Below are 17869 nucleotides of genomic sequence, written 5' to 3'. Positions count from 1 at the left end.
ACTTTAAATATTTTCTACTTCTTTTTGTTTTGAAAGTAATTTGCTTAATGATGATTGTGTCATGCCAAATAATGAGGCAATATCTTTTTGTTTAAAGGCATAATTTTCATCTTTTATGAGTGTCGAAATTAAATTTTCATCGTTACCAATAAACAGGTTTCTCTTATCATCCTTAACTCTCCCAGTATTTAATAATGCAAACTTTCTCATTGTATCTACCATTGGTGTTTTATCGCTAAGAATAGAAGACTTTTTAATCCAATTAGCCAATACTTTTGCATCAGCTCCAGAAGCACCTTCAATACACCACGTTAAAAATTTCATTTCGCTATCAGCTAAATCTATAGGCTTTAAAAACTCTTTCAACAGCTCCATCATTACTTTTTGTGTGGGTCTTGGAATTTCAATTTGAACATCAAACCTTCTCCAAATTGCAGGGTCTAGTAATCCTTCGTGATTGGTAACTCCTATAGTAAAACCAATTCCCCTCCTTGAATCTAGATTCTGTAATAAAGTATTTACTACTCGCTTAACTTCCCCTACTTCGTGAGGGTCATTTCGCAATTTCGCGATAGCATCAAATTCATCGAGTAGCAATACGCAGTTATATCTATTGGCAAATTTGAATAGATTGCCAATATTTCTGGAGGTAGTCCCTAAAAACGATGACATTAATCCATCTAATTTTGCAAGAACAATTGGGATATTAATTTCTTTTGAAATCCATTTAGCCAAATGGGTTTTACCAGTACCAGGAACTCCATAAATTAAACAAGAGTTCGCAGGCGATGCGTCTATCTCTAATAATCTATCATATTTCATCCACTCATTAATTATTGAAATTATAACCTCTTCCATTTTTATATCAAACACAGGCATCTCGGTAGGTAAATCCTCAGCAAAAAAAACTTCAGCAAGAGGAGTAGCTGTTTCTTTGTCTACAGGAATTACAGTATTGTTCGTTAAACTTTCACCTCTATTATGTAGAAATGATTTTTCAATTCTGCTAGGAGACATATGGACATCTTTTTTTCCAGACGCTAATAAAGCGCTAAGCGATTTAGCTTCCTTTTTCTTTCCTTCCTTTTCAAGGTTCTTGATTAATCTTTCAACTTGATGAATAAGTGCATCGCTTGGGTTTGTTAACGCCGTCCTACAAAGTGCTCTTATTATGTTAAAGTTATCTGCCATACTATATTTTCTATATATAAATATCTAATTTTTACAAATATACAAATATATTTCCATTTTAGTACATTTAATTTCCACTATTTAATATTTTTTTCATTATTTTGATAATATATTCCAATTTTAAAATAATTATTTGCTTCATAATGTTGTAAACCTCAATACCTAACTCTTTCATAATCACCCAATTTTTCAGTTAAACTTCTCAAAATAAAAAGAGCTAAAATCTTAGAAGATTCTGTCTTTTGGTAATACTTACTCTCATCCCCATTACTCAAAAACCCCAATTCCAAAAGCACAGCCGAACAATAATCAACAGTTTCCCTTAATACCTGAAAATTAGCAAACTTAACGCCTCTACTCTCAAAACCCAGTTCAATGTTAAATGCAGCTTGTAACTGAAAAGCAAACCAAGTAGATACTTTAGAATATGTCGATTGCTTTTTTGACACATAAACTTCAACACCTCTCGCATTAGGATTATCCGAATGATTACAATGCAAGGACACAAATAAATCAGCTTTTAGGGCTTTGGCGAGCTGCGACCTATCCAATGAAGAAATGAGTGTGTCGGTGTACCTGGTTAAGTAAATATCCAAAGGGGTATCTAATTCTTTATTTAGCTTCAGAATGGAATTTGCAATATTGAGTACAACATCCTTTTCTTGAATTCCATTTATGCCTATTGCACCAGCATCTTTTCCACCGTGTCCAACATCAATTACAATTCGTTTTTGAGTACTCGATTCTTGTCCAAAAATGATGCACATTTTTAGAAGCAAAAAGACAAAACTGACGTTTTTGAGCACTTTTTTCATTTTTAATTTTCAGGTTATCAACAACTTCACTTCAAAAATCCATAGCATTTGATACCAAATAACAGCAATTAAATTCAATTGATTTCAAATAATATTTTATTCACAAATATTTGATTTTCAGTTATTTATAATCAAATATATGTAAATTTCTCATAACGAAATAACTCGAAAATTTAATCCGTTACGTTATGAAAAAATCACATTATTTAGCAACCATTCTTTCGCTTTTATCCACTTCGCTTTTTGCTCAAATTGGTGGCATTGAAGATTCAGTTAATGATGTAGGCGATACCATCCGAACCATATTTCCCATTTTATTAGGTGTCATCTTTCTGGTTGGTTTCCTATTTAATGCAGGACACTTCTTTGGGGAAAACGCAGACCTTAAAAAAGGGATTACGAGAGTACTAGTGTTTGTTTTGATTGCTGGAGCTGTAGTCGGAATCTTCACATATCTCATTGGAATCGTAGTCTAAGTCGCTAAGCGACATTTGGCAATAATGCATTGACTTATGAAAAAGTATGAGGTCTATAAAAACATTAGAAAAAGGGCAGTCATTTTTGGGCTGCCCATTTCCCTGTTCGCCCTAATGATGGTGTCCATTTTGGCTTCGTTGCTCATTATCATTTTCTCTTTCAGTTTCGGGATAATAATTGGCGTTCTCGTTTTTAATACTGCTTTATATGTAGCCCTCACGAGAATAACACATAACCCACAGCTATTTCAAATGGCAAAGGTCTTCCCAAGAATACTAAGTAACAAAAGAAACTCTGGTTTCAATTATGAATAAGATTAACCTATCAGAATATAGACCCATTACAGATATTCAGGACAATATCATTTTTGCCAATAATGGCAATGTAGTCTTATGCTATGAAGGTACACTTCCAGAAATCTATTCTTTATCCGAAAAGGATTTTGAGGATATGCACGGTGCTTGGTTTCAGGCTTTGAAATCCCTGCCTGTTGGGACTGTGGTTCATAAACAGGATATCTACCTAAAGAAATCCTATACTTCAAATCAACTTCCAAACACAACCTTTCTGGAAAAAGCCACGCACGAGCATTTCAAAGGCCGTGGACATATAGTACATAAATGCTATTTGTTCTTCATCCTGACCAAGAACAAAGCACTTAACAATTCAAAATATGTCAATCCGTTCCGGAAGGCTTCCAAGGGAATTGTTCAAGAATTGGATGACAACGTAAAAAGTTTTGCTAGCTCGGTAAGCGATTCAATTTCCTTTATAAACAACAGCCGAAAGATGGAATTTATTTCGCTTAGAGCGGAAGAGATTCAGCAACTCACGAATAGCTATTTCAATGGTTTTAATGAAGGATTTGATACGGACATCATATTAGAAAAGAAAAGCGTCAATATTGGCGAAAACCATTTTGATGCCCTAGCCATCAATAGCGAACTGTGCTTTGGCGAAAGTGTACAAAGTAGCAAGACCAATGAGAAATTCACTTCTGACGATTTTGTGTTTCACCAAGGGTTTATTGATGGCTTAGGGCTTACGCTTAATGAGAACCATATCGTCAACCAAATTCTGTATCTGGATGACAAACAGAAATGGCGCAAGCAGCTTGACAAGAAAGTAGAAGAACTCAATAAAAGTTCAAATTTCGGTTCACAAAACAAAGTAGTACTTGGTAAAATTCAACACATTTTGGACCAAATTAATGCCGATGATAATGCACGAATTATTCGTGGACATTTAAATATTGTGTATTGGGATAAAAACCCTGAAAATTTGAGCCGAATCGGTTCAAAAATAAAAACCGAGTTTAAGGAACTGGATATCATCCCATACTATCCAAGAGGCGAAGAACGGAAGAACTACATCCTAAATAGTTACTGCTGTTTTTCATCCAACTTCTCAAATAATGATTTATATGTTACTGATTTAAAACATGCTTTATGCTTATTTATCAATAACACGAATTACAATTCAGATGCTACCGGAATCATCTTTAATGATAGAGAACATAACGTTCCTGTTCTAAAAGATGTTTGGGACGAACGTAAGAAGCGTATCAAGGCACGCAACTTCGCCATTTTCGCCCCTACGGGCGAAGGCAAGTCTTTTTTAGCAAATAACATTCTACGCCAATATTTTGAGAGCGGTGTCCGTCTAGTCATAATAGATTTGGGTGGTTCTTATACCAAGTTTGCCAAACTCTATCCTGAGAAATACACCGTGCTTCGTTATGAAAGTGGAAAGAATCTAGGCATTAATCCTTTTTATATAAGTGATGTAAACGATCTCACACCTGAACGTTTGGAAGACTTATCTGTATTCTTATTTGAACTGTTCGCCTCTGATTTAAAAGTGACCAAAGCACAATCGGTTTCGGTTAAAAAGATACTGCGCCATTACTACAACAATACTTCAGAAAATCATTCGCTGGATGGTTTTTACAATTTTATAGAGCGAAATCAGAAAGACCTTCTGAACACCCTAAAAATCCATCCCGACTATTTCAATATTACCAGCTTCTTGCACGTAATGTCCGAATATGTCGGCGATGGTCTATATAGATTCCTCTTTGAAGTTAGCGAAGACCAGACCTATAAAATTGAGGACAAACGTTTGATTGTTTTTGAACTGGATGAAGTAAAGGATAACAAGGAAATCCTGTCCGTAATGCTGAAGCTGATTAAGTCGGCTATCCAAAGAACTATTTGGAAGAATCGTGCTGAAAAAGGCATTATCCTATTTGATGAATTTGCCAAACAACTGAAGTTTGACAACGTACTGGAAAGTGTGGAATTCTATTACCAAGCCATTCGTAAACAAAATGGTGCGATTGGGATTATTTTGCAATCCATCAATCAGCTTCCGAATAATTCGACTTCTGCGAGCATACTTGAAAATACACAAGTCATCTACAGCTTGAACAACGAAAAAGGCTATGACGAATTGGTCAAACGACTCAACCTATCTAGCCACGATTTAAACCAATTAAAGTCCATCAAAAACAACCTTTCCGGACCACGGAAATACACCGAAATGTTCATCAAGATTGGTAGAGAAAGTAACATTTTCCGTCTTGAAGTTCCCAAAGAAGTGTATGCCGCCTATCTGACCGACGGTAAAGAAAACGAGGAAATAATGAAGCTCTATAACGAGTATCAGGATATGCAAAAAGCAATAATTGAATTCACATCTAAAACATAAAAATTATGAAATCGAAGATTCACGAATACCAAAACAAATATTCCGCTATGAGTAAAACAAAAATCAAAACAATGTTGTTCGGGTTAATCTTAGCGTTTGCCCTTTTATTCCCTAAAGGTGCTTCCGCTCAGGGAATGCCCGTTTATGACAACACCAATTTTATCAGCTTGGTAAAATCGCTCGTAGAATCGGCTAAACAAACGAGCCAGCTCATTAAATCTGTAAAGTTTTTGAAAGATGCCAAGGAAGCTATAGAAAAAGTATCTAGTGTTGTTCAACAACTTAGAGCGGTAGAGGAAATTGCGCAGAATAATCAGCGGCTTATCCAAGTAATGCAAAATGATTTACAGGATATTCTGAACTCGCCCTACATCAAGCCAGAAGAAGTAACTCGGGTAACAGAATCATTCAATATCATAGTCCAGCACTCTTTAGATACGGTTGACTTTATCGATGAAGTATTATCCAGCGATTATTTGAAAATGACCGATGCTGAACGTGCTGAAGTATTGAAGCAAAAAGAAAAGGAATCTAAAGAAATGGTTTCCAACATTACCACCAAAACTAAGCGCTATCGCGACATTATATCCTTCAGAAAAATGCAGGATAAGGTCAATAACCGAGATACCGAATATTAGAGATGACTGCGACCATACTTTTAGGGATTGGACTGGAATACATTGATACGGTGTACCAAACCATACAGGCCAGCGACTTTTCGCAATACACCATTGCCGGAATGAAAACGCTTGCTGTCTTGTTCTTTCTAGTAAATATTCTTAAAAAATACAATGAAGGTATTGCAGATAAGGACGGTTACACTTGGGGATTGAGTCCTGGCGAACTTGCAAGGAATTTTGCAATCGTTATTCTGGTCATTTTCTCTACACAAGTACTTGGTTTCTTTGATGGCATACTTGTTTCCATAGAAGCACAATATCGTGGTACCGCACCAGCCTTATTGCCTTTGCAGATGCAGGACATCCCAATTGAAGAAGATGTTAGTATCATCGCAGTGGCTCAGGCTGCGATGACGTTGTTGTACGAAGCCTTGGTAACACCACTTTACGGTTTCAAAATATTTGCTTTTATCATCAGTCTTTTTCTTTGGATATTGGATTTGTTCATTTATCCATTGTTCTTGGCAGAACGATTCTTCCTATTGGGAATAATGCAGGCATTCTTTCCGTTGGTCATTAGTTTGGCAGTATTTGAAAAGTTCCGTTCGCTTGCTTACACGTTTTTCAAATTGTACGCTGCGGTCTATATGCTTGTTCCAGCTTTTTTTCTTGTCAATGTATTTATAAATGCCCTTTATACTGAAATCAATACCAACTTCTGGACTAACCTTTTTGGGACCGATGTGGGCCAGGGCTTTTTTGCACCAGTCGTTCAATTAGGTTCAGTAGGATTTATTGTCTTTCTAAAATTCAAATTATACAAACGCGCTACTTCGTTTACCCTGAGATTGTTTACCAGTTAATTCTAATGAAAATGAAAACACCTTATAAAAACATTTATAACATCTTAAAGTTAAACAGGTTTATCGTGTTGGCAGTTGTCATTTTTGCAATGCTCTCTAGCACTTTTTCCCTTTGGATGGCTTTTAAAACGAATAAAGCGGCCCTTAACAGCGCCTTTGCCATCAATACTGATGGCAGTATTATTCCGCTGAAACTTGTGACCCAAAAGGAAAATTTTAGAGTGGAAGCTTTGGCGCATTTAGAGTTGTTCCACAACTACTTCTATAACATTGATGCCAGTAACTATGAGCGGAATTTGGAAAAAGCCCTTTGGTTGGGCAATAGTGCTGTGGACAATCTGTACCGTCAGAAAAAAGCTGATGGTGTCTATAACCGATTATTACAGTATTCATTGGTGCAGAAAGTATTGAGTATCGATTCGAGAATTTCAGAAAGCAATGGTACTTACAGTTTCACGACCACAACCATTTTTGAAATCAACAGAGGCTCAATCATCGATACCTATGAATTGGTTTCCAGCGGAAACCTCATAACGGTTGACAGAAACTTTCCAAACAATCCACACGGATTGTTGATTACAAACTATTTCGAGAACACCTTAAAAAAATTAAACGATGAAGGTAGAAAAAAATAAAATCGTCTTTTCAGCAGTCTTAGCTGTGATTTTTATTTTCCTGATTTCCTATTCCGTTCTAGTGATGGGCGATGATGAGAGTGAAAATGAAAATCTTGAACAGACCTTAGTTCCAGAATTGGAAGAAAATCAGCAAGAGTACGAGTCTAAGCTAGATGCTATTAACGACCTAAAGGAAGTGCGTGAAACCAATGCACCAAGTATCTATAATGAAAAACTAATTGATTCCCTGGGCTTTTACGACCCAGACCTTCCAGAACGAGAGAAAGAACGCATTGTAGATAGTATTTACGATGCCGGTAAAATTCAGTATTCGGAAAAAACATACAGAAACATAGGGCAGAGAAAAATCGCAAACAAGAATACGACGGAAGTTGATTCTGCCGAAGTCAAAAGAGAACAAAAAATCCAAGCGAAAGAACTGGGTTTGGAACACCAACTGTTTTTTGCCGCTACACCTAAACCGAATGAAGTTTCAATTCTCGGTTCTACAGATAACACCATTTACGTGGTCGTCGATGGCGACCAAGTCGTTAAGGCAAATACCAGGTTACGGATGCGCCTGACCAAAGAGGCTACAATAAACGGAAAGCTGATGCCCAAAAACACACCCATTTTCGGATTTATCAGCTTTCAGCCCAACCGTGCTTTGATTGAAATTGAAAACATAAATCACCATCCCACAAAGCTCAAGGCCTTCGATTTGTCTGATGGTAGTGAGGGCATATACGTAGAAAACAACTTCAGGGCAGAAGTTTCTACCGAAGTCTTGGATGATATTATAGACGATATCAATATCCCTACCGTTCCGCAAGTAGGCGGAATTACACAGGTGTTTAGACGACGAAATAGAAGTGTAAAAGTAACTGTGTTAAATAATTACAGATTAATTCTAAAACCAAAGCTATGAGACGATATAATTATATATTCATAATGATATTTGTTTTCGCTTTCGCGAAAGCGAACGCACAAACGCCTCACGTACTTGATACCATTTATGCCAACGATACTAAAAATGTTGCGCTATTCTTTCCAGAACCTATTCGGCAAGGCATAACCGGTTCAGATAATTTTGTCTTTACCTACAATCGTGAAAAAGAACAATATTTTGGACTACTTCAGGCAAAGCCCGGGAAAGAAAGTAATCTACTGGTAGTCAATAGAAATGGTTCAATTTTTTCGTATATTGTAAGGTATAAAAAACAGCTTTCAAAGCTCAATTATTTCATCCCATTGTCGAATAGTATTGGGAATGAAAGACCAATCGTAACCGATTCGATTCAGGCTGAAACTTCTGAAAAAAGTATAGACAACAGAACGTATTATTATCAAAAATTCTGCACTTATCTTCTTAACAGAAACCAGCGTATAGGTCGAATTAAAAAACGAAACGAAAGCATTGTTTTGAGTGTTGAGAATATTGTTTTTGATAAAGAAGAACTCTACTTCGTTATCCAGATTGAGAATAATTCCACCTTGGATTACGACCTTAATTTCTTGAACCTTTGCATCGAAACTCGACAAAAAGGAAAAAAGAAATCTTTACAGCGTTTGTATCAAGAACCTATTTACAGACATCGCCTTCCTTCAAAAATTGTAGAAGGTGAAATGGTAAGGTTCGTTTATGTATTGCCCAAATTTTCATTATCCAATGACCGCAGGGCAATTTTGGAATTGAACGAGAAAGATGGCGAACGAAATATTAAACTGAAAATAGCACATAGGTATGTCAATAACCCAAATTAATAATATTATGAAAAGATTAGTCATTTGCTCACTCGTACTTCTGTTTGTTTCCTGCGCAGAGAATAACAATATGTCTCACACCGAAACAGCGCAAGTTGTTGCTGAAAGCTTTTTTTCAAAAGATGAGTCAGCTTTAAAAAAGCATACTACAGCAGAAGGATATGCCAGTTTGATTACGGTACAAAATATGCTTCCAGATTCTGACAAAGAAATCGAAGTAGAAATTTTGGATGAGGCTATTGAAGGTGAAATTGCCTGGGTGAAATATAAAACCTCTTTTGATGGAAAGTCTGGTGTCTTTAAGCTCATCAAAGAGGATAACCAATGGAAGGTGACTAGTAAAGGACCGAGAGAGAAAGGGCCTTTTTGATTTCTATACTTTATTATTTTACGAAACGATGATATAAATATGGTAATGGAAGCTGTTTATGATGAAATGATGCAATGTGATGTAAAACTTCCATACCCAAATTGTAGGGCTTGAATTCTTTAGCCTCAACAAACTTTTCTCGTAATTCAATTATGTTGTTTTTATACTCCTTGAATGACGGTATATTCTTAAATGAAAAAACGTTACCGGACTTAGAACAATACCCCTCAGCTAAACAGATATCTACCGTATCTTCTGTTGGATACCAAGTCTGAATACTTATTTTTTGGTCAAAAAGCTTGACAAGCTCTACAACCTTGTTGTATGTTTCCTCTGAATCTAAAATAACACACCAATCAAGTATACTCGCTAACAACATTGAAGATTCTAATTTTTGTTTTGATTTACCAAAATATATGTCAACTAACTTTTCATAGTCTGGTCTAAAGAGCGGAAATAATTGTTTTATGCGATATTGATTATGAAGCGATATCAGGATTTTCTCAATCCAATTTAAACAAAAATCATCTTTTTGGTACATCCGTAGAAACTGCATTGCTAAGTTAAATTCTATCAAATGGTCGTCATATAAAGGGTAATTTAAAGATGAATTTTTTGAAATAAAGGATGTCAAGGATTTGTTCACATCTGTAAGCGAACGCAAGAATATTTCTTGCCCGGCTTTATTTTTAGTCTGAAGATATACCCAATATTGTTGCAACTCAAAATGACCAAGAATAGAAATTAGCCCCAATTCTTCCCAAGTTCTTAAGCCATACTCCAAATGGTTTTTTGAGTAGCGCTGTACGCTCTGTTCCACAAAATAATGGTCATTGACTTTATTATAATAATCTACAGCAATTAGGCGACTCAAGCTGTAAATTTTGAAATATTCTTCTTGAATGTATTTAAGCTTTAGTTTGTTACTCTTTGTTAAAAAGTTATACGTTTTCAACAGCGTTATATGGCTAAGTGTAACTGCAGATTTTAGGTTACCAACTTCATCGCTCCACTTAAACATTAAATCCAATAATAATTTTATTAAACGTATTAATTTTTGAAGTTCACGTTTTCTCAGGATTGCCTTATCAAAAAGAGCATCTAATAGCTGAATATAATGATGATATTGATAATCAGTTAAGTCCATAAATGCCAAAGTCTTTCGAAATAATGCCTGATTCTCTTTATCAAGTAATGTATCAAATAGAAAATCATCTTTTACTTGATTTGTAATATCATCAATACCTAAAAAGTCAATAACAATATTATCCTTACTATGTTTTTCCTTAAATGAAGTCCAATCTAAATCTAAGTTTTGTGAAATGACACCATTCGTTGCTAGTGTGATTCTTATAGGAAGTTTTTGTTCTTGTTGTGTAAGATGTTTATTTAAATAAACTTCAAGAATTTCTTCAAGAGATTGTTTGGCTGCATTAACACTACCGTTCCAAGCACTTCTCGTGATATTATCTCGTTTTACGGTTAAAATTCTAATTTCAACAACTTTTTGCTTTTCTTTTTTAAATGCTAATATGTCAACACCGTATTGCCTACCCTTTTCTGGTTTGTATTTAATAGTATATCCTTGCTCAAAAAGTAGGTCTGCCAACAAAGAATCTAACTCTCCGTCTTCCTTAAGAATTGATATGTATTCACGAATTATAAAGTTCATCTTTTGAAATGTATCTGAAATGTAGTCTTTTTGCCTGTTGCCCAATTGGGTCAATAAATTCTAATCTTGGCATTTCCATTGAATGAGAAATACTTTTTGGTTCCATTACCTCTGTGAAACCTTGTTCAGTTTTTGAAAAGAAACCTTTACCCACTCTTAATTGTGTTTTGTCTGCGAAATCTAAAAATGATGGTTTCCTATTTTCAATTGCTTCATTACCTAGACCACTAAATTGGACTTTATTATAGTAAGACAATCTCTTTTCAGATGGATTAAATTCATCGTGAATTGGAAGATTGCTTAGTCGGTTAAAAAAATCGTCCGCTTTACCCGTAATTTGTTTAATTATAGCTTTGTGTTTTTTATCAGAGACTTTTTCCTTACTAAGTTTTTCTATCAATGACGGGTAATTTAAAAGCAATTCAGAATAAATTAAACTTGCGGTATGATTTATTATTTCCTGTGATTCAAGATTCTCTGCCAATATTTGAAAGAGCATTCTATAGGCAACATCTTTATCCCAAGCAAAACCGATTACTCTCAAAGCCAATAGAATAGTTTCCTCTTCATTCAATTCTTTTATCCAAGCACTATCTAATTGCAAGGAATCTCTTGTGCTTCTAATTTCACTAATCACATATTGAACTGCAAGACCATAATTATGTGATTTTAATAGCCAAGTTGATATTAGCTTATGAAAATACTTTGAATTTTTATCGTTGAAATTGTTCAAAAGATGCTCTAAAACTTGCATACCATTTGCACTTGGCAAATGAAAATCAATCCAATTTTCAAGAAATATTTTGATAATCTCAGGATTGGAGTCTAAAAATTTATCAAGCGAAAAATTTAAAGAATTGTAAATGCCAGAATATTGAAGCGGAACTTTTGCAAGATGCTTAATTGACAGATGAAATAGCTCCTCATTCTTCTCTAATTCAATAAAAGAATTTAAAGCTCTAACTAGTGCAGAATAGATATACGATGATTCAATTTTAAAGAGCTCTTGTATTCTACTATTAAATTTTGGAAAATCCTCTAGATGACGAGTATAAAAATTCATCAAGTATGCCCAATCAATGTCTTCAAGAATTTCTTTAAACTTATTGATGTCTATTAGCTTGTTAATTCTATCGCAAAAGGAGTGTTTTTCTTCAAGGTTTATTATTGTTGCTGCGCGAAACCCGGCAGAGATTCTGAAACTGACATCGGATTCTATATTATTGATTATTTCGTCTACAAAGTCTTCACCGACCTTATTCAATCCGTAAACAATACTTGCCCAAAACTCATAAGTATCCCTTGAGAGGTTCTTCTCAATTTCTTCTTTTATTTGTTTAGCAATTTCTGGGTTGGTCTCAGAGTACTTCTCAAGCCAAGTGTAAAATTGACCACTTGAAAAATCAGATTTAAAAAACTCGTTTATACTAGCAAAACAGCTTACGAAAAGCTCAACATCTTCTACATTATTATGTTGGTAAAATTGCTGAATATCCCTCCAGAATTGGAACTTTTCAATACTACGCGTATTGACTTTTTTTAAAAATATTAAAGAAGAAAAATCACCTTTGGTGTTCATTGTACCATTTTAATTAATTATAATTTTTAACAATATTCATCCTGCCTTTACCATCTAAAAGCCCCTTCCATCAATTCCACCTCACTTCTTTTTATTCCCATTTCCTCTGCAATATGTTTCCACTCTTTTACAACAGATAGGACTTCATCCAAAATAGTTTCCATTTCACTTTCGCTCAATCGAAAATATTCACCAACACTTTTAGCCAAATCAAAGTTTAAAGCATTATCATCCATATCGATATTTAGCGATAAACCATCTTTTTCTATGGATGGATTCAAATCATAGGCTGGCGATAAAACCCAACCTTTATCGGTTAATATAAATCCGTGATTTCGCAAATGGTCATCGGTGTTTGAAATAGTAATATTGAAAACGATGCGTCGCCAAAGCTGATGCAAATTGGCTTCTACATCTGCACCATAATTTTCTATAAATTCTACGATTTCGAGATAACTAGGTGCAGACTCTTTTATGATATCTTCGGTATTTCCTGTCATCGTCATAGCGGACGCAAAGTGAATGCGTTTTCCATTGTCCCTATCAAACCGTCTTGTTAAGAATGTGTGATACTGACCGCTAATCTTCTCTATTTTAGAATCTGCCATTTCTATACCCGCTGCAGTAGCTAATTGATAGGCTAAAAATTCCCAAGCAGCTTTGTCAACTGTATCTGTTTTTGACGGAAATTTGGCAATCCATAGATTTCCTTGGATATCAAAAATGTTAGCTTTTGGTCTGGCACCACCTAATGAAGAACCTGGCGCAATCAGCACTGCAATCCATTTTCGTATATCATCATTTTGTTCGTCACTTTCTAACTGTTTGACGGCTTCTTGTAAATCGCCCAATGATGACCAAGGTGGTGTTGGCGTTCTATCATCATTATCTAAAAAAGGACCTTCTAAATCTGTTTTGAAACGCAACGCACCCATTCTACTTTCATCAAAAACCCCAAGTAAATAATCTATTTCATAGAGTGTACGAGCCTTTTCATTATTTGCTCTAGTATCTTGGGCAGCCCTACGTTTCATTAAAGTCTTCCCCCAAGTGTCTGGCATACTATCTAAAAAGATTCCGAAATTCTCTTTGTTGGTTGGATATTGCGGACCAGAATAAAAATCGATGTCCGGGTCTAACAATCGTTGTGCATCAGTTTTTAACCAATCTTTATCATACTCAAAACTGAATGCTTTTTTTCCCTTGGCAAAATGTGCCGATAAAGTTCCTATTAGTGTTGGCTCTTTAAGACCTACCCAATCAGCAAAAACATATATGTCAAATTTTCCTGTTGCCATCTTTCTTATAATAAATCAAGGTCTTGAAGTTTTCTGCCAAATTCATCATCTACTGCTAGCTTTTTAAAATCATCTTCCAAGTTGAGAACTCTGAAAACATTAAAATAAGAACCTATGGCAACCGCTGGGTCGCCTTTTTCTATTCTATACAATGTAGTCCGATTAATACCCGCACGTTCGGAAACCTGCTCAGCTGTGAGCTTTCTTCGCTTTCGTGCAAGCTTTATATTCTCGCCCAAATGCTCAAATACTTTCTGATATTTTGGTAACAGAACTGTTTTCTTAGAATTCATTTTGTTGCATATTTACCACAAATTTACTATTTTTGTTGATAATATACAACAATATATGAATTTTCCAATTTTTGATAGCGACCTACTTTTTAGTGCAGATAGACCAGAGTTCAAACTTTATATAGACAAAGTCTTAACTGAAAATTTGAAAACATTAGACGCACCAGTTAAAATATCTGCCAATGTAGTTTCAGTAGATGATAAAGAAATTGAAGACAGAGACTGGATTTACAATGCATCACTTTTTGATATATATGCCTCTGTTCCTTTTATTGAAAACAAGGTGATTCAAGCATCGAAGGCATATACCGATTTTCTTGAAAAATTTGATTCCTTCTTAGATATTTTCAAAAGTATGTCACAAATAGAAGGTATGACCTTAGCGCCTTTTGCTCTCTATTTTAACTTTGAAGGCAAGTATGTCTTAAAATTTCTATTTCATCCAAAACCTAAGGATATTGATTACGTATCAATGCTTTCATCAGCTTTTGAGACAATAGCTCACCTACATCAAGAAAAAGAGAGCGAGTTGAAAAATACGATTCACAATTCATACTCAAGAAGAAACAATAGAAAGTATTTAACCTTTTCAGAAGGTAGCTGGAAAGTTCTCAATCCTTTACTAGAGGTGGGAAAGGAATTTACTAATAACTACAGAAAAGATAGGGATTGGCGTGTTAAGAAACCTCATATAATGCTCAATCAGGATAACTTTACTCATCGCTTCATCTTTGATTCTAATTGGGTACTTATTTTTGACCATTTAGAAACAATGTTGATTCAGCCAAATGACGTCGCCCTATATTCTAATATATCTGAAAGATGCTTAAATCAGGCTCGCGAATTCTATGACAAAGTAATTCTTCCACGTCATAAGCAATGGTCCGGTAGCTTCCCATCTTTAGAAATCCAAAAAGAATATTATGATTATTTTGAGATAATAATTGAGGCGGTAATCTTTGCCTATACCGCTTTGGAAGCTTTCGCTAACATCTGTATCCCATCTGGATGGGAATACCAAACAGAAGCAAATGGCGTAAAGACCATATACTCTAAAGAAGCCATAGAGCGCAAATTTCCACTTCGTGATAAATTCAAAAAAATAATACGCCCTATATTAAATACACCGGATCCAAGTCAAGAAAATTGGTGGATGTCTTTTACAGAGCTTGAAAACCTACGAAACGAAATCATCCACACCAAACAGTCCAAGTCTGAGGAACGTTATGCTAAATTACTTTCCCAATCCATTTTTGATATCGTAAAAAATCATCGAGATATTATTCAGTTTTACGGTGAACACATTTCTAAATATAAAACTGAGCTCTTAGAAGAGTATCCTTATGAGTTTGGCCATGACGATGTTATTCCAGGATTGATGACTAATAAAAATTATTGGAAATCGTACAAATCTATTCGTAACATTAATTTCGATAAGTCTGGCGAAGAAGAATAAGTTAACAGAGTAAATAAAAAATAATTCGACCGTATGGCAAAACGCTACAAAGAATATACAGACACCGAAAAAGAATTCTATTTCTACATAGGGTTGCTTTCCGATAGGTTTGCCAAAATGGAAGTACTTGTCCGTGATATGCTCGGTGCATTTATATCGGATGATGATGTACTCAATGCCTATCTTTTTGAAAAGAATGGCCTTAATGAGAACATTCAAATCATTAAGACAATCAATAAGAAGCACAATTACGAACCCCAGGTTCTTGCAGGAATTTTGAATGAAGTCAGCTACATAAAATCCGAAAGGAATTCATTTATTCACGGTATATGGTCAGAGCCAAAAGCCAAAGACAACGACATTATTATTTATTGTAGTAGTCCTAAAATGAAATTTGAAGAAGAGCCTAACGGGAAAAAGTGGATTTTTGGTCACGGTAAGTCTGTCAGACTATCTTATATCAAGAAGCTTGTTAGCAGAGTAGATGATGTAATGATTTCTCAACAAGCCTTTGTCGAGAGACTCAAAAATTTTGATTTGGAATTTTGGATGGCGAAAGGTTAACTAAATATCGACCGCACATCATCATAAACCCTTTCAAAATTGGTTGTCAATTCAGCTTGTGAAAACTGCTTTGTTTCTTCTGGCAACTGTCTTTTAATATTAGCTAATTTAAACTGTACTTTCTTATCCTTTCCATCAGCATAGATTATAAATTCACCTTGTTTCAATCTAAAGAAAACATCAGCTCTTATTTTTGGGATTTCCTTTTCGCCAGTAGTAATGCGTGTATCGAAATCCAGATTATGCCCTCGACTTACACTCTTGGTCGGATTCTTTACAATTTCAAAAAAGCGTTCATAATATTTAGCAGTATCTGGGTCATTTACCTTACCGAAAAACTGGTAGGACAAATTGCTCAAAATAGCTTTGCTCGCCTTATCTCCATACATCATATCGTTCTGGATTTTATCCTGCATCACGTAAATAGTAGCGATGTCGTAACTACGCAACGTTGCCGGAATTCGGTGCATATTCAACAAGCGGATGGTCGGCGCTTCTTCCATCAACAAAAATGAAGGTTTTGAATTTCGCACACTCATTTGTTTGGTAATCGTGTGAATAATAGTTGCGATTACAGGCGAGTAAGAGGTCTCAAATTTCGGATTGTTCACTACAGCAATTATTGCAGGATTATCTTCGCTATTTACATTTAACGGCACTTCATCTGCGGATAATACCATAAAAATCCGTTGTGTACTAATTCGTTTCAACGCATTGGCCAGGGTGCTTTTTACACCTGCGGTCTGCCTATCCGAATCTTTACCGCTTATAAAAGCATCTGCCATTGCTCGTGATGTGGTATTGGTTTCCAAAAATTGAATTAGGCTGTCGGTATCGAGCATCTGATAAATGGCTATTAGATGTGGCAGCGTACAGTATTTAGGATAGTCAGTTTTTAGTTTCCAAATCAATCCACCAATCAATCCTTCCGCAGCATCGTTGAAGAATTTTGTCGTGCCAGTTGTTCCGCTTTCTCTTTGCTCTAAAAGGTTTTCAATTAACACCCGTGAAACTTCGTTTACGCTTTCCTCATTCTCTAAATAGCGTGGCGCAATAGGATTTACCCGATGGATAATTTTATCAAAGGAAATGACCTTAAACGGAATATCGCTATCCTTGAAAAGCGGATACGCCATTTCGGTCAATTCAAAATCTTTATAGTCGTGGATAATACCGCAGAAATTATTTTCACGAAAGTGCCTTAGAAATCCATACACTACACTTTCCGTTTTTCCGCTTCCAGCGGATCCGATGACGGATGCCCCACGTTTAATATTATCCAGTTTGAAATTACCTTTAGTAGTAGCGAAGTTGACCTTGTATTTACCGTCGCCATTTATCAGCTCGTCCGTTTTATGAAGAAACACATATAGTCCTATGTTAATTAATATGAGAGGGCAAGCCAGATAGAGAGAAATCAGAATCAGTCGGTTTTCCTCGGTCAAATAGAACACCATCGCACCAAGCACAAGAAAATTAATGATGAATGCGTATCTACTTATCCGAAATATCACATAGAAAACAATACCGGCCATACCAATAATTGAAAGTGTCGTTATAAGGTTATCTATTTGCATAACG

The 17869-nt window shown here is 35.4% G+C and carries 18 protein-coding genes; 11 read left to right on the top strand and 7 right to left on the bottom strand.

The features are described from left to right. Positions 1-3: 3 nt before the first annotated feature. Both PW52_RS04575 and PW52_RS04570 read right to left on the bottom strand, forming a co-directional pair. Positions 4-1191, bottom strand: coding sequence for an AAA family ATPase (locus tag PW52_RS04575; RefSeq protein WP_044631755.1), 1188 nt, complete (start codon positions 1189-1191; stop codon positions 4-6). Positions 1192-1346: 155 nt separating this feature from the next. Then, complete coding sequence (locus PW52_RS04570; protein ID WP_044631754.1) at positions 1347-2006, bottom strand: N-acetylmuramoyl-L-alanine amidase family protein; 660 nt, start codon at positions 2004-2006, stop codon at positions 1347-1349. Positions 2007-2194: 188 nt separating this feature from the next. Between PW52_RS04570 and PW52_RS04565 the strand changes: the two genes are divergently transcribed. The 9 genes from PW52_RS04565 (at position 2195) to PW52_RS04530 (ending at position 9426) form a co-directional block, all read left to right on the top strand. Next, positions 2195-2482 (top strand): hypothetical protein, encoded by a 288-nt coding sequence (locus PW52_RS04565; protein ID WP_044631753.1) that lies wholly within the window; start codon positions 2195-2197, stop codon positions 2480-2482. A gap of 36 nt (positions 2483-2518) precedes the next feature. Then, positions 2519-2797 carry a hypothetical protein gene (locus PW52_RS17685; protein ID WP_082050832.1) on the top strand — a complete coding sequence of 93 codons (279 nt, stop codon included), beginning with the start codon at positions 2519-2521 and terminating at the stop codon, positions 2795-2797. Further along, positions 2790-5192, top strand: coding sequence for a TraG family conjugative transposon ATPase (locus PW52_RS04560; protein WP_044631752.1), 2403 nt, complete (start codon positions 2790-2792; stop codon positions 5190-5192). Before PW52_RS17685 ends, PW52_RS04560 begins: the two co-directional genes overlap by 8 nt. Before the next feature lie 71 nt (positions 5193-5263). Continuing rightward, the gene (locus PW52_RS04555; protein WP_117584361.1) at positions 5264-5830 is read left to right on the top strand and encodes a conjugal transfer protein; all 567 of its coding nucleotides are present in this window, start codon (positions 5264-5266) and stop codon (positions 5828-5830) included. Between the two features lie 2 nt (positions 5831-5832). Beyond that, positions 5833-6675, top strand: a complete 843-nt coding sequence (locus PW52_RS04550; RefSeq protein WP_044631751.1) for a hypothetical protein — start codon at positions 5833-5835, stop codon at positions 6673-6675. Between the two features lie 11 nt (positions 6676-6686). Beyond that, positions 6687-7310, top strand: coding sequence for a conjugal transfer protein TraK (locus PW52_RS04545; RefSeq protein WP_044631822.1), 624 nt, complete (start codon positions 6687-6689; stop codon positions 7308-7310). Further along, positions 7291-8220 (top strand): conjugative transposon protein TraM, encoded by a 930-nt coding sequence (gene traM, locus PW52_RS04540; RefSeq protein WP_044631750.1) that lies wholly within the window; start codon positions 7291-7293, stop codon positions 8218-8220. Before PW52_RS04545 ends, traM begins: the two co-directional genes overlap by 20 nt. After that, positions 8217-9056, top strand: a complete 840-nt coding sequence (locus tag PW52_RS04535) for a DUF4138 domain-containing protein (protein ID WP_044631749.1) — start codon at positions 8217-8219, stop codon at positions 9054-9056. Before traM ends, PW52_RS04535 begins: the two co-directional genes overlap by 4 nt. A gap of 7 nt (positions 9057-9063) precedes the next feature. Next, positions 9064-9426 carry a hypothetical protein gene (locus PW52_RS04530; protein WP_044631821.1) on the top strand — a complete coding sequence of 121 codons (363 nt, stop codon included), beginning with the start codon at positions 9064-9066 and terminating at the stop codon, positions 9424-9426. A 13-nt stretch (positions 9427-9439) separates the two neighbouring features. On the opposite strand, the gene PW52_RS04525 is transcribed toward PW52_RS04530, so the two are convergent. Genes PW52_RS04525 through PW52_RS04510 form a run of 4 tightly spaced genes read right to left on the bottom strand, consistent with a single transcriptional unit; the run spans position 9440 to position 14268 of the window. Beyond that, positions 9440-11098, bottom strand: a complete 1659-nt coding sequence (locus PW52_RS04525) for a hypothetical protein (RefSeq protein WP_044631748.1) — start codon at positions 11096-11098, stop codon at positions 9440-9442. Beyond that, positions 11079-12677 carry a hypothetical protein gene (locus tag PW52_RS04520; protein WP_044631747.1) on the bottom strand — a complete coding sequence of 533 codons (1599 nt, stop codon included), beginning with the start codon at positions 12675-12677 and terminating at the stop codon, positions 11079-11081. Before PW52_RS04520 ends, PW52_RS04525 begins: the two co-directional genes overlap by 20 nt. Positions 12678-12724: 47 nt before the next feature. Beyond that, positions 12725-13975, bottom strand: a complete 1251-nt coding sequence (locus PW52_RS04515; protein ID WP_044631746.1) for a type II toxin-antitoxin system HipA family toxin — start codon at positions 13973-13975, stop codon at positions 12725-12727. Positions 13976-13980: 5 nt separating this feature from the next. Beyond that, the gene (locus PW52_RS04510; RefSeq protein WP_044631745.1) at positions 13981-14268 is read right to left on the bottom strand and encodes a helix-turn-helix domain-containing protein; all 288 of its coding nucleotides are present in this window, start codon (positions 14266-14268) and stop codon (positions 13981-13983) included. 55 nt (positions 14269-14323) lie between these two features. On the opposite strand from PW52_RS04510, the gene PW52_RS04505 reads away from it, so the two are divergent. Together PW52_RS04505 and PW52_RS04500 are read left to right on the top strand one after the other, a co-directional pair. After that, on the top strand, positions 14324-15724 hold the full coding sequence (locus PW52_RS04505; protein WP_044631744.1) for a hypothetical protein: 1401 nt from the start codon (positions 14324-14326) through the stop codon (positions 15722-15724). 33 nt (positions 15725-15757) lie between these two features. Continuing rightward, a complete protein-coding gene (locus tag PW52_RS04500; RefSeq protein ID WP_131453971.1) occupies positions 15758-16288 on the top strand; it encodes a hypothetical protein in 531 nt (176 codons plus the stop codon). Here the strand turns inward: PW52_RS04500 and PW52_RS04495 are convergent. Then, a complete protein-coding gene (locus tag PW52_RS04495; RefSeq protein WP_044631742.1) occupies positions 16285-17865 on the bottom strand; it encodes a type IV secretory system conjugative DNA transfer family protein in 1581 nt (526 codons plus the stop codon). The genes PW52_RS04500 and PW52_RS04495 overlap by 4 nt on opposite strands. Positions 17866-17869: the final 4 nt, after the last annotated feature.

This window comes from Neotamlana sedimentorum, from assembly GCF_000943565.1.
Taxonomy (GTDB): Bacteria; Bacteroidota; Bacteroidia; order Flavobacteriales; family Flavobacteriaceae; genus Neotamlana; species Neotamlana sedimentorum.
This window is presented reverse-complemented; position numbering and strand designations above follow the sequence as displayed.